This is a genomic window from Brevibacillus borstelensis (assembly GCF_037834415.1).
Taxonomy (GTDB): domain Bacteria; phylum Bacillota; class Bacilli; order Brevibacillales; family Brevibacillaceae; genus Brevibacillus; species Brevibacillus borstelensis_A.
Genome location: NZ_JAUMSJ010000005.1, coordinates 57,026 through 71,865, shown reverse-complemented (window position 1 = coordinate 71,865; position 14,840 = coordinate 57,026). Strand labels below are relative to the sequence as shown.

2 protein-coding genes are annotated in these 14,840 nt (G+C 52.4%); both read left to right on the top strand.

Annotation, left to right across the window (positions count from 1 at the left end):
- Window positions 1-657 precede the first annotated feature (657 nt).
- Window positions 658-3,924: an amino acid adenylation domain-containing protein gene (locus Q3F21_RS06875; protein WP_425341227.1), complete on the top strand. Its 3,267-nt coding sequence runs from the start codon at window positions 658-660 to the stop codon at window positions 3,922-3,924.
- 90 nt (window positions 3,925-4,014) lie between these two features.
- Window positions 4,015-14,784: an amino acid adenylation domain-containing protein gene (locus Q3F21_RS06870; RefSeq protein ID WP_340250757.1), complete on the top strand. Its 10,770-nt coding sequence runs from the start codon at window positions 4,015-4,017 to the stop codon at window positions 14,782-14,784.
- Window positions 14,785-14,840 lie beyond the last annotated feature (56 nt).

The following is a 14,840-nucleotide window of genomic DNA, read 5'->3' as shown; positions in this document are numbered from 1 at the left end:
CAAACCGCTTGTGCCCCCTGTAAGCACTACCACCTTGTGTTTCCAAAAAGACACGGCTGCAACACACCACTTTCTATTGGAAGAAATTGTATATCTCAATATTATACATAAGGGTCAACCCTCCGCAAGCGTAAAAACGATAGAGGAGAAATAAAAGGTAGGTCATGGACAGTAGATTTGGCCCATGCATAATTTCATATAGGTAAATCGGCAGGAGCTAGTAATCTAACGAATCATTCTATCCTTGCAGCTAACACATCAGATTTGACAGAAACTTACTGGCAGGGCCAGAATTTAATCAAAAAGAACATTTTGAAAATAAAGACTTTTTATCGCCATGTTGTAATATAATGGGATTCGTTGTAAATTTAACCCAACATTGTAAGTTGGAGTTAAGTGCTGACTTACGAAAGGAGGGGATGTGAATCATTCGGATTCATGGCTTTTACCATGCTTCATGACCCTCTTTGGCGACATTCGTGAATACACCTCTATGCATGGGTAGCAACCTTCCAGTCAGAATGATCAACTCTGGACCATGCTTCCTTGTCGCGCACAAACATGAAAAAAGTTTGAAAAATGGCATGACGAAAAAAGTAGCGCAGCAACTTTCTATCTTCGAAAGGGCATTAGGGAGGGAAATTCTTGTTAAGCGGACTGAAGACTCCGGACCATGTCGAACTGGAAGCATCACTGCTTGCTTTTATCTGTACCGAAACGGACTATCCACGCGATAAGACCATTCATCAACTATTTGAGGAGCAGGTAGAACGGACTCCGGACCGTGTCGCGCTCGTTTTTGAAAATGTGCGGCTTACCTACCGCCAGTTGAATGTCAAAGCAAATCAACTGGCGAGAATTCTACAGGAAAAAGGCGTCCACCGCGACCAAGTCGTCGGCATTATGGTCGAGCGATCCAGCGAAATGGTGATCGGCATTTTGGCTGTGCTAAAAGCGGGAGGAGCGTATCTTCCCATTGACGTCGAGTATCCGCTGGACCGCATTGAATATATTTTACAGGACAGTCAAACAAAAGTGGTCCTTACGCAAAAACACCTGGTCGATCTCGTCCTCGGAGCGGGGTTCAAGGACAGCCTCGTGTTATTGGATGAGCAGACCTCTTCCTCCCAGCCAAAAACCAATCTGGATGTGGATAGCAAACCAGACGATCTGGCCTATGTCATCTATACTTCCGGCACAACCGGCAAGCCGAAAGGAACGCTGCTGGAACATAAGGGTATCGCCAATGTGATCCCTTTCTATCAAAAAATACTGGAGATTACAAGCGAAGACAGGATTGGGCAATTTGCCAGCATCTCGTTTGATGCGTCAGTGTCCGAATTTTTTATGGCCTTATTTACAGGTGCCAGCCTGCACATCATTCCGAAGGATACGATTAACGATCTGCCGAGATTTGAGGAATACATGAATCAACATGCAATCACGATCATTACCTTGCCGCCGACGTATCTGGTTCACCTGGCGCCAGAGCGGATCACCACGCTGCGCAAGCTGATCACCGCAGGTTCCGCCACTTCCGTTCCCCTGATCGATCGCTGGAAGGATCGGGTAACATATATCAACGCCTATGGTCCTACCGAGGCCAGCATATGCGCGACTGCCTGGGTGGCCACCTCCGATGAGCCCCACTACCGCTTGGTTCCGATTGGCAAGCCGATTCAGAACACCAAAATTTACATTGTCGATGAACAGCTTGCGCCTCAACCGATTGGCGAGGCTGGCGAGCTGTGCATCAGCGGTGTAGGCTTGGCCAGAGGGTATTGGAATCGACCGGATTTGACCGCGGAGAAATTTGTCGATAATCCGTTCGAACCAGGTAAAAAAATGTATCGAACCGGCGATTTGGCGAGATGGCTGCCCGATGGGAACATTCAATTTTTGGGCAGAAGCGATGACCAGGTGAAGATCAGAGGCCATCGGATCGAATTGGGGGAAATCGAAAAAGTCCTCGTCAAGCATGAACGGATCAAAGAAGCAGCTGTCGTCGCGCGTGAAGATCATCTTGGGCAGCAATGCCTATGCGCGTACTTTGTGCCGACAGCGCCAGTCACTTCAGCCGAACTGCGGGAGTTTGCGACGAGAGAATTGCCTGTGTACATGATCCCCGCCCATTTCGTGAAGCTGGACAAAATGCCCCTTACCCCCAACGACAAAGTGGATCGAAAAGCTTTGCCGGAACCCGATCCTACGCAAACCGAACACGAATATGAAGCCCCTCAAAACCCAACACAAGAAATCCTTGCAACGATTTGGCAGGATGTTTTAGGCGTCAAAAGAGTGGGAATCCGGGACAGTTTTTTCGCACTTGGGGGAGATTCCATCAAGGCGATACAAGTGGCTGCCCGCCTGCACGCCCACCAGTTAAAAGTGGAGACCCGATTCTTGCTGAAATACCCGACGATCGAACAGGTCGCTCCCTACGTGACACATATCGGCAGAAAATCCGAGCAAGGCATCGTTAGCGGACACGTTCCGTTTACACCGATTCAGCATTGGTTCTTTGAACGGAATTTTGCGAGTATGCATCATTGGAACCAATCCTATATGCTGTATCGCGCACACGGTTTTGATGAAGCGGCACTGCGGAAGGCAATCGCCAAGCTTGTCGAACACCACGATGCGCTGCGAATGGTATACCGCTCTGAGAACGGCAAGATTCTTCAGGTTAATCGCGGCCTGGAAGGAGAATGGTACGACTTTTTGACCTATGATTTCCGAACGCACGACAACGAAGAGCAGGCAATCGAGAAAGAGACGAAACGATTGCACAGCTGCATCCGCCTGGACGAAGGCCCCTTGGTAAAAGCAGCGCTGTTTCAAACATCTCGCGGCGACCATCTGTTCATTGTGATCCATCATCTGGTGGCGGATGGAGTTTCGTGGAGAATCCTGCTGGAGGATCTGGCTTCGGCTTATACCCAGGCGCTGGAACAGGAAGACATCGTCCTGCCGGAAAAAACGGACTCCTTCAAAGACTGGTCAATCCGGTTGCAGGAGTATGCCAATCAGGGCGAGGCTGTCAGGGAGCTTCCGTATTGGCAGGCGGTCGTTTCCGAGGCGGCACATGTCGCGCTCCCCAAAGATTTTGACAGCATCGACTGCAGGCAAAGCAGCATTCGAAATGCTCGGATGGAGTTGTCCGTCGAAGCGACGGAGCAGCTGTTAAAGCGCGTCAATCAGGCATATAGCACGGAAATCAACGATATCTTGCTGTCGGCCTTGGGTCTTGCCGTCAGGAAATGGGCCGGGATGGAGAAAATCGTCATCAATCTGGAGGGCCACGGGAGAGAGGATATCGTCGAACAGGCGAATGTGTCGCGGACGGTGGGTTGGTTTACGGCGCAGTATCCCGTTGTGCTTCCCATTACCGAAACGGAAGATTTGTCCCTTTTCATCAAAAGGACAAAGGAGCATTTGCGGAAAATCCCGTATAAGGGCATCGGCTATGAGATTCTCAAGTACCTGACGGCGGAGATGCCGCGTTCGTCCCTTTCATGCCTGCCCAAGCCGGAGATCAACTTCAACTATTTGGGGCAGTTTGACTCCGATCTGAAAAGTGAAGTCTTTACCCGCTCTCCCTACAGCGGGGGAAATACATTGGGACCGGATGGAAAAAACAACATCAGTCCCGATAACGAGAGCTATGTAACGCTAAACATAACCGGGTTGATCGAAGACGCAAAGCTGGTGACAACATTCTCGTACAGCGACCGGCAATACAGGGAAGAAACCGTAAGAAAATTGAGTGAGCTTTACCAAAAGCATCTAATCGCCATTATTGATCATTGTCTGAATAAAAAAGAGACCGAACGCACACCGAGCGATTTCAGTTTCAAGGGACTGGACATGGAAGAGGTCGACGATATTTTTTCACAGCTGGCTGATTCACTCGTGCGAAAGTAACGGGAGGATCGCTTCCAGAGGGCGAAGCTTTGGTTTTCATATCCATAATCATACATTTATGGTTATAACATCCTTACGCGAGGTGCCATAATGAACGCATTTACAAGAGAACAGGTTCAAGATATGTATTTGCTGTCCCCCATGCAGCAGGGCATGTTATTTCACGCCCTGCTTGACAAGGAGAAAAACACGCATCTGGTACAAATGTCGATCTCTCTGCAGGGAGATGTGGACATGGACCTGTTCATCAAAAGCTTGAACATGCTGGTAGAGAGATACGATGTATTTCGGACGACGTTTCTGTTCGACAAAGTAAAACAGCCGCTTCAAATCGTGTTAAAAGAACGGCCTGTTCCCATCCATTATCACGATCTGTCGTCTCTGGATGAACAGGAAAAGGAGAAGCTGGTCGCCCAGCATAAACGACAGGATCAAGCTATCGTTTTCGACCTGACAAAAGATCCGTTGATGCGAATTGCCATTCTGCAATTGGCGAAGGACGACTATTTGGTTCTCTGGAGTTTTCATCATATCGTCATGGATGGTTGGTGCTTTCAGATCATTTTTGACGATCTGCTTGCCATCTACCTTGCTCTCAAGAGCGGAAAGCCTGTGCAATTGGAGCCTGCCCTGCCCTACAGCAGCTATATCAATTGGCTGGAGAAGCAAGACAAACAAGCAGCCCGTCGCTTTTGGAGAGGGTATCTCCAGGATTACGAGCAAAAGGCGGCGCTGCCGAAAAGGAGCGCTTTCGATGCGGAAGCCTTCCGTCCCGTTCAATATCATTTTTCGATCGATCGCAATCTTACCCGGCAGCTGCAACAGATCGCTCATCAGCATCAGGTTACGCTCACCACTGTTTTTCAAACGATCTGGGGCATTGTCCTCCAATCATACAACGCTTGCAGTGACGTCGTGTTTGGTTCCGTCATAGCGGGACGTCCCCCTGAAATCATCGGGATCGAGAAAATGGTTGGCTTGTTTATCAACACCGTTCCTTGCAGAATCAAGTCGAATAAAGAACAAACGTTCGCACAACTGGTGCAAGAGACCCATCAGAGAACGCTTCACTCGCAACCATATGAGCATTTGCCTCTGTATGACATCCAAAATGAGACCGAACTGAAGCAGGACTTGTTCGATCATATTATGGTGGTCGAAAATTATCCGCTGCTGGAGGGCCTACAGAAAAATATACGGATGCAGCAGGTAGGTTTCACCATTCGTGAAGTTGCTCTTTTTGAACCGACGAACTATGACATGACGATCATGGTTTATCCGAGGGACGAGATCCATGTTCGCCTCGATTACAATGCGGTCGCGTACGATGAAGCGTTCATCAAACGAATCGAAGGCCACATCAAGGAAGCAAGTGCGTGTGTCGCTACCAATCCGCAGATTCCGTTGGGCAGCATCACACTGCTTTCACCGGCGGAGAAGGAAAAGCTTACAACCGGATTGCGCGGACAGACGGAAGCCGTTCCGGAGAAAACGATTCATCAGTTGTTTGTGGAACAGGCAGAGAAAACACCGGAGAAAACAGCAGTCGTCTTCGGAAATCGGCGGATGACCTACCGGGAATTGGATGAGCGCTCCAATCAGATTGCCAGATTTTTGCGCAAAAAAGGCATCTCAGCGGATCGTCTGATCGGCGTATTGATGGATCGTTCGATCGAAATGATTGCAGGCATTCTGGGTGTGTTAAAAGCAGGCGGAGCGTTTGTCCCGATTAACCCTGAGTTCCCTGCTGAAAGGATCGCTGTTTTGCTGGAGGACAGCGGCGCACAGCTTTTGCTGACGCAGCCTCATCTGTTTCATAAGGTTGTCGCCGCCATCGAGAAGGTAGATGTTTTGGACCAGGCTATCCTCGGTGAAAGCTCGCAGCCTGTAGAGAATATCAATCAACCCGACGACTTGTTTTATATCATTTATACTTCAGGAACTACAGGCAAGCCAAAGGGTGTCATGCTTGAGCACCGGAATATGGCGAACCTGATGCATGATTCATTCCGTCATACCAGCATCAGTTTTCATGAGAGAGTACTGCAATACACCAGCTGCAGCTTTGACGTGTGCTATCAGGAAATATTCTCCACCCTGCTCGCCGGAGGAGAATTGCACCTGATCAGCGCTGAAACGAGACAAAACGTGGAAGAACTGTTTGCGCTCATCAAGCGCGAAGAGATCAGCATCTTGTTTCTGCCGGTCGCTTTTTTGAAGCTTGTCTTCAACGAAAAGGAGTTTGTCGATCGTTTCCCGTCCTGCGTGAAACACATCGTCACAGCAGGGGAACAACTGGTCGTATCCAAGGAATTCCAACGCTTTTTACGTACGCATGGCGTCTATTTGCACAATCATTACGGACCATCTGAGACCCATGTCGTCACGACGTACACGATTGACCCGCAAGCGGAGATTCCGGAGCTGCCTCCCATCGGCAAACCCATTTCCAATACCGGCATTTACATATTGGATCAAGCACAGCAACTACTGCCGGAGGGGATCGTCGGGGAATTGTATATTTCCGGTGCGAACGTTGGGAGAGGCTATTTGCATAATCCGGAATTGACGGCATCCAGGTTTCTCGCAAACCCGTATGAGCCGCAGGAACGAATGTATCGAACAGGCGATCTGGCCCGCTGGCTGCCTGACGGGAATATCGAATACCTGGGGCGAATCGATCACCAGGTGAAAATCAGAGGGCATCGCATTGAACTGGGTGAAATCGAGTCGCATTTGCTCAACCATCCCGGTGTCAAAGATGCGGTGGTCATCGATCGTGCGGATGAAGCGGGCGGGAAGTATTTGTGCGCCTACGTGGTTCCGCAAACAGACGTGGATAATGAGATTCTGCGGGATTATCTGGCTCGACTCCTGCCCGACTACATGATTCCATCCTTTTTCATGATGTTGGAGCGAATTCCGGTCACGCCGAATGGAAAAACCGACAGAAGGGCCTTTCCAAAGCCGGAGGGGAGCAGAGGCACCGGCAATGCTTTTGTCGCCCCGACGAACGATCTGGAGAAAAAAATGGCCCGCATCTGGGAAGAGATTCTCGGGGCAGCGCCCATCGGGATCCAGGATAGCTTCTTTTCCCTGGGAGGACACTCGCTGAAAGCCATTCTGCTTGTCTCCCGCATCAAAAAAGAGTTCAGCGTTGAGGTTCCGCTGCCTTTGCTGTTTCAGACGCCGACGATTCAAGCCGTTGCCCGTTATATCCAGGGGGCAAGCAAAGAGAGCTTTGCAGCCATTCCGGCTGCCTCCAAGCAGGCGTTTTATCCGGTTTCGTCCGCACAAAAAAGAATGATGATCTTAAATCAGCTGGATCATGCTGGCACAGTCTACAATCTTCCTGCCATGATGCTGATCGATGGGGAACTGGATCAGGAACGATTGGAGCGGGCCATAGCCGAGCTGGTCGATCGGCATGAATCCCTGCGGACGTCGTTCCATACGGTTGATGGAGAAGCAGTACAGCGCATCCACGAAAAGGTAAAAGTGCCCGTCGACTATTTTGAATCGGCCGAAGATCAGATGGAGCAGATCATTGAACAGTTTATCCGTCCTTTTGATCTCGAAGTGGCCCCGCTGATACGGGCAGGACTCGTCCGGCTGGGCGAGCAGCGGCAGCTTTTGATGATCGATATGCACCATGCGATCTCCGACGGCGTATCTACCAACCTCTTCATGAAGGAATGGGCTGAATTGTATCAAGGAAAGGCTCTTCCTCAGCCCCGCATCCACTACAAGGACTTTGCTATCTGGCAGAACGAATTTTTCCAGACGGAAGCAGCGAGGAAGCAGGAAGCCTACTGGATCAGCACGTTCTCGACCGAAATTCCGGGTGAAGGAATTCCGACCGATTACCCAAGGCCAGCCGTGCAAAGCTATGAAGGAGCGCGGTTTGCCTTCCGTGCAGAAAAGCAGCTTCTGGAGGCCCTCTACAGGGTTGGGGCGGAGTCGGGCGCAACGCTCTATATGGTTCTCTTGGCCGCTTACAATGTGCTTCTCTCCAGGTATTCCGGGCAAGAAAACATCGTTGTCGGGACGCCGATTGCGGGAAGAACGCATGCAGACACGGAATCCATGCTGGGGATGTTTGTCAATACGCTGGCTATGCGCAACAAGCCGGTCAGAAACAAAACATTCAAAGCATTCCTGCAAGAGGTGAAACAGCAGGCGCTGCAAGCCTTCGAACATGCGGATTACCCGTTTGAAGCGCTTGTCGATAAGCTGGGGATCCCAAGGGATGTCAGCCGAAATCCGCTGTTTGATACGATGTTTATCCTGCAAAACACGGATACCCGTCCTTTCCGGATCGGACAGACGACGTTTACGCCTTATGTGCCAAATGGGAAGCATGCCAAGTTTGATCTCACCCTGGAGGCAAACGAGAGGCCGACAGAAATCGAATTTACAGTGGAGTATTGCACAAAATTGTTCAAGCGAAAGACCATCGAAAGGCTGTCCGGGCATTTCCTGCAAATTTTGCACGCCGTGACCAAGAATCCGGAGCAGGCGCTGCATGAGATCGAGATGCTCACGGAAGCGGAAAAGCAGGAGCTGCTCGTTGCCTTCAACGATACGGAAGGCGAGTACCTCAAGGAGCGGACCATCCCGCAGCTGTTTGAAGAGCAGGCACAGAAAAGTCCCGGACAGATCGCAGCGGTCTATGGCGAAGAGCGCCTCACGTATCGGGAGCTGAACGAAAAAGCGAATCGCCTCGCCGTCCGGCTGCGGGAACAAGGAGTCAAGCCGGAACAGATCGTGGCGATCATGGTGGAGCGCTCGCTCGAGATGGTAGTCGGTACACTCGCCATTCTCAAGGCAGGCGGAGCCTTCTTGCCGATCGACCCGGAATATCCGGAAGAACGCATCCGCTACATGCTGCAAGATAGCGGCGCAAAGCTGGTGCTGACTCAATCGCAGCTGTTTGCAAAAGTCGGCGGGGACGTCCAGTTGATTGATCTCGGAGACGAACGGAACTATACCGGTGACGGCGAAAATCCCGTCTCCGTCAACCAGCCTTCCGAACTGGCTTATATCATCTACACCTCGGGTACGACCGGCCAGCCAAAAGGAGTCATGCTGGAACACAAAGGGATCGCCAACCTGAAAGCATTTTTTGAAAAGCAGCTGAAAGTCACCCCGGCTGATCGGGTCGGGCAGTTTGCCAGCCCCTCGTTTGACGCCTCGATGTGGGAAATGTGCATGGCGCTGACGGTAGGCGCCAGCCTGTATATCATCCCGAAAGAGACGATCAACGACTTCGTGAAATTTGAAGAATACGTAAACCGGCAGGGAATCACCATCCTGACGCTGCCGCCGACGTACCTGATCCACCTGGCACCGGAGCGGCTTTCCTCCGTCCAAAAGCTGGTCACGGCCGGTTCCGCCACCACCCGCGCACTGGTCGACAAATGGAAAGACAAGGTCACCTACATCAATGCCTACGGACCGACAGAAACGACCATTTGCGCCACGATCTGGACAGCCAATGCCGATTCCACAGTTTCAGGCAGCGCCTCTGTGCCGATCGGCGGCCCGATCCTCAACACCCGCGCTTTTATTGTGGATGAACACCTTCACCTGGTGCCGATTGGGCAGGTGGGCGAGTTGTGCGTCAGCGGCGCCGGGCTGGCGAGAGGGTATTGGAACAGGCCGGAGCTGACGGCGGAAAAATTCGTCGACAACCCGCTGATTCCGGGAGAGAAGATGTACATGACAGGGGACCTGGCCAGATGGCTGCCGAACGGCCAGATCGAGTACCTAGGCCGGATCGACCATCAAGTAAAAATTCGCGGCCACCGCGTGGAGCCGGGCGAAATCGAGAGCCTGCTGCTGCGGCATCCAGCGGTTAGGGAGACCGCCGTCATCGCCCGCGAAGATCACCATGGGCAAGCATATTTATGCGCCTACTACGTACCGGAAGGGGATGTCACCCCGGCACAGCTCAGGGAATATGCGGCAAAAGAACTGCCCGCCTACATGATTCCGACTTACTTTGTCGCACTGGAAAAAATGCCGCTGACCCCGAACGACAAGATCGACCGCAAAGCCCTGCCGGAACCGGAGCGCGAGCAAAGCACGGGAAGAGAGTATGAGCCGCCAAGAGACGAGAGGGAGCAGCTGCTGGCGGCGATCTGGCAGGAAGTATTGGGGCTTGATCGGATCGGCATCAAGGACAATTTCTTTGAATGCGGCGGACATTCGCTGAAGGCGATGGCCGTAATTACCCGTGTGCATAAAGAGCTTGATGTGGAGATTCCATTAAAAGCGCTGTTTGAATCGCCGACCATCGCTGAGATGGCCAGCTACATCGCCGCTGCCGGCAAAACGTCCTATGCCTCTATTCAACCGGCCGAACAGCGGGATCACTACCCGGTTTCCTCTGCGCAAAAGCGGATGTATCTGCTCTATCAGCTTGAAGGTGCAGGCATCAGCTACAACATGCCCGGCATGATGATATTGGATGGAGTGCTGGAACGGGAAAGGTTCGAAGCGGCTCTGCAAAAACTGATCGAACGGCACGAAATATTGAGAACCTCCTATGAGATGATCGGGGAAGAATTGATTCAGAAAATCCATGAACGGGTGGGGGTCCCCATCGAATACATGGAAGCCCGGGAAGAGGAGATTGATCAGGTTTTCCGGTCGTTTGTGCGCCCATTCGATCTGGCCGTGCCGCCTCTTCTACGCGCTGGACTGGTAAAGGTTGCCGAAAATCGCCATTATTTCCTTTATGACTTCCATCATATCGCGGTAGACGGTGAGTCTATGGCGATGTTTACCAGAGAGTTTATCGAGTGCTATCAGGGACTAAGCCTCCCGGAACCAAGCATCCAGTATAAAGATTACGCCGTTTGGCAAAAGGATTGGCTTCGCAGCGATGCGTTCAAGAAGCAGGAAACGTACTGGCTGAATGCCTTTGCGGGAGAGCTCCCGGTTGTCAACCTGCCGACAGACTTCGCCCGGCCATCCGTGCAGAGCTTTGAAGGAGATCAAGTCACCGCCGCAACCGGAAAGCAGCTAATGGATGACCTCTACCGGATTGCCAACCAAACCGGAACGACGCTCTATATGGTTCTGCTTGCCGCCTACAATGTTCTGCTCTCCAAGTATTCCGGCCAGGAAGAGATTGTGGTGGGAACGCCGATCTCGGGAAGGTCGCACCCTGACCTGGCCCATGTCGTCGGGATGTTTGTCAACACGCTGGCTATGCGCAACAGACCGGCAAAAACGAAAACATTTACGGAATTCCTATCGGAAGTTAAAGAACATGCCCTGCAAGCGTACGAGAACCAGGAGTATCCGTTTGAAACGCTCGTCGAAAAACTGGGCATCGCCAGGGACCCGAGCAGGAATCCCCTGTTTGACACGATGTTTATTCTGGAGAACGACGAAACCGTAACGGAAGAGACCGATCAGTTGCGATTCAACCCGTATGAACCGGCGGACGATTTGCCAGTAGCGAAATTTGACTTGGCCTTCCATATGACGGAAAGTCCGGCTGATCTCCTGTTCCGCATCGAATATGCTACGAAGCTGTTTACCCGCTCTACCATCGAGAGAATGTCCCGTCATTTCCTGCAAATCCTGCACGCCGTGACCAAGAATCCGGAGCAGGCGCTGCATGAGATCGAGATGCTCACGGAAGCGGAGAAGCAGGAGCTGCTCGTTGCCTTCAACGATACGGAAGGCGAGTACCTCAAGGAACGGACCATCCCGCAGCTGTTTGAAGAGCAGGCACAGAAAAGTCCCGGACAGATCGCAGCGGTCTATGGCGAAGAGCGCCTCACGTATCGGGAGCTGAACGAAAAAGCGAATCGCCTCGCCGTCCGGCTGCGGGAACAAGGAGTCAAGCCGGAACAGATCGTGGCGATCATGGTGGAGCGCTCGCTCGAGATGGTAGTCGGTACGCTCGCCATTCTCAAGGCAGGCGGAGCCTTCTTGCCGATCGACCCGGAATATCCGGAAGAGCGCATCCGCTACATGCTGCAAGATAGCGGCGCAAAGCTGGTGCTGACTCAATCGCAGCTGTTTGCAAAAGTCGGCGGGGACGTCCAGTTGATTGATCTCGGAGACGAACGGAACTATACCGGTGACGGCGAAAATCCCGTCTCCGTCAACCAGCCTTCCGATCTGGCTTATATCATCTACACCTCGGGTACGACCGGCCAGCCAAAAGGAGTCATGCTGGAACACAAAGGGATCGCCAACCTGAAAGCATTTTTTGAAAAGCAGCTGAAAGTCACCCCGGCTGATCGGGTCGGGCAGTTTGCCAGCCCCTCGTTTGACGCCTCGATGTGGGAAATGTGCATGGCGCTGACGGTAGGCGCCAGCCTGCATATCATCCCGAAAGAGACGATCAACGACTTCGTGAAATTTGAAGAATACGTAAACCGGCAGGGAATCACCATCCTGACGCTGCCGCCGACGTACCTGATCCACCTGGCACCGGAGCGGCTTTCCTCCGTCCAAAAGCTGGTCACGGCCGGTTCCGCCACCACCCGCGCACTGGTCGACAAATGGAAAGACAAGGTGACCTACATCAATGCCTATGGACCGACGGAGACCACCATTTGCGCGACGATCTGGACAGCCAATGCCGATCCCGCAGATTCGGGCAGCGCCTCTGTGCCGATCGGCGGCCCGATCCTCAACACCCGCGCTTTTATTGTGGATGAACACCTTCACCTGGTGCCGATTGGGCAGGTGGGCGAGTTGTGCGTCAGCGGCGCCGGGCTGGCGAGAGGGTATTGGAACAGGCCGGAGCTGACGGCGGAAAAATTCGTCGACAACCCGCTGATTCCGGGAGAGAAGATGTACCGGACAGGGGACCTGGCCAGATGGCTGCCGAACGGCCAGATCGAGTACCTAGGCCGGATCGACCATCAAGTAAAAATTCGCGGCCACCGCGTGGAGCCGGGCGAAATCGAGAGCCTGCTGCTGCGGCATCCAGCGGTTAGGGAGACCGCCGTCATCGCCCGCGAAGATCACCATGGGCAAGCATATTTATGCGCCTACTACGTACCGGAAGGGGATGTCACCCCGGCACAGCTCAGGGAATATGCGGCAAAAGAACTGCCCGCCTACATGATTCCGTCTTACTTTGTCGCACTGGAAAAAATGCCGCTGACCCCGAACGACAAGATCGACCGCAAAGCCTTGCCGGAGCCGGAGCGCGAGCAAAGCACGGGAAGAGAGTATGAGCCGCCAAGAGACGAGCGGGAACAGCTGCTGGCCGCGATCTGGCAGGAAGTATTGGGGCTTGAGCGGATCGGCATCAAGGACAATTTCTTTGAGTGCGGGGGAGATTCGATTAAAGCGATTCAGGCTTCCACTCGTCTGCACACAGCCGGCTGGAAGCTGGACATGAGAGATTTGTTCCAGTATCCGACGATTGAGCAGGTAGCTCCTTATGTCACCCCTAACCGAAGAAAAATCGATCAGGGGCTTGTTGAGGGAGAAGTGGAGCTGACGCCAATCCAGCACTGGTTCTTTGAACAGAACTATGCCGACATGCATCACTGGAATCAGGCGGTCATGCTCTATCGGGCAGATGGCTTCGATGAAGAGCTGATTCAGCAAGCGTTCCGGAAAATTGTGGAACACCACGACGGACTTCGGATGGTCTATCGGCAGAAGAATGGAAAAATCAGGCAGGTGAATCGTGGACTTGCGGGCGATTTGTTCCACTTCCACTGCTTTGATTTGACCAGGGACCGGAACATCAGCGAAACCATCCCGGCCCTGGCCACCGAAGTGCAGGCAAGCATCGATCTGGCCGAGGGACCTTTGGTCAAGCTGGCTCTGTTTCAAACAAACGATGGCGACCACTTGCTGATTGCGATCCATCACCTGGTGATAGACGGCGTGTCTTGGCGCATTTTGTTTGAGGATTTTGCGACTGCCTACACGCAAGCCCTGCACAACGAGGACATCGTCTTGCCGGAAAAGACGGATTCTTTCAAAGACTGGTCTGCGCAGCTTCAGGAATACGCGTTCAGCGATGAGCTGCTGAGAGAAACGGCGTATTGGGAACAGCTGGAACGCACAGCGAAATGCAAGCCGCTGTCTACAGATATGTCCAGTACGGAAAATCTGCAAAAGCATTCCCGTACGGTGAAAACGTCATTGACACTCGAACAGACCGAAAACCTGCTGCGTCACGTCAATCACGCGTACCGTACCGAGACGCATGACATCTTGCTGACAGCGCTGGGCCTCTCCATCAAGGAATGGCTGCAAGCAAAGCAGATCGTCGTCAACCTGGAGGGACATGGGCGCGAAGACATCCTGCCCCGCATAAACATCTCCAGAACGGTCGGCTGGTTTACGTCCCAATATCCGGTGGTTCTGGATATGGAAAAATCGGATGACATGCCGCTGCAGATCAAACTGGTGAAAGAAAACCTGCGGCGTATCCCGAAAAAAGGGATTGGCTACGACATCCTTCGCTATTTGACAGCAAGAGAATTCCGCCCTGCCCTGCAGTTCAGCCTGCGACCGGAAATCAATTTCAACTATTTGGGACAATTTGATTCCGATCAGAAGCAGGGGGCATTTGGCCTTTCCCCCATCCAGCCGGGACACTTCTTTAGCCCGCAATCACAACGTCCATTTGTTCTCGACATCTCGGCCGTTGTGGAAGAGGGGCAGCTGCATATCAGCTTCCATTACAACAGCGAGCAGTATGTGGAAGATACCATTGTGGCCCTTGCGGAAAGCTATCGCAAGCACCTGCTAGTTCTCATGGAACACTGCATGTCCATAAAGGAAGGAGAGCTTACTCCGAGCGACCTGGCAGACGACGATCTTTCCATGGAAGAATTGGCGAACATACTTGAACTGATCTAACCACGCGTACGGCGGCTTTCGTTCCTCCAATAAAAGCAGCGCGGACAAACGCTTTT

Coding starts and splice junctions, on each gene's coding strand:
- Q3F21_RS06870 (WP_340250757.1), top strand. CDS start 4,015: ATGAACGCATTTACAAGAGAACAGGTTCAAGATATGTATTTGCTGTCC.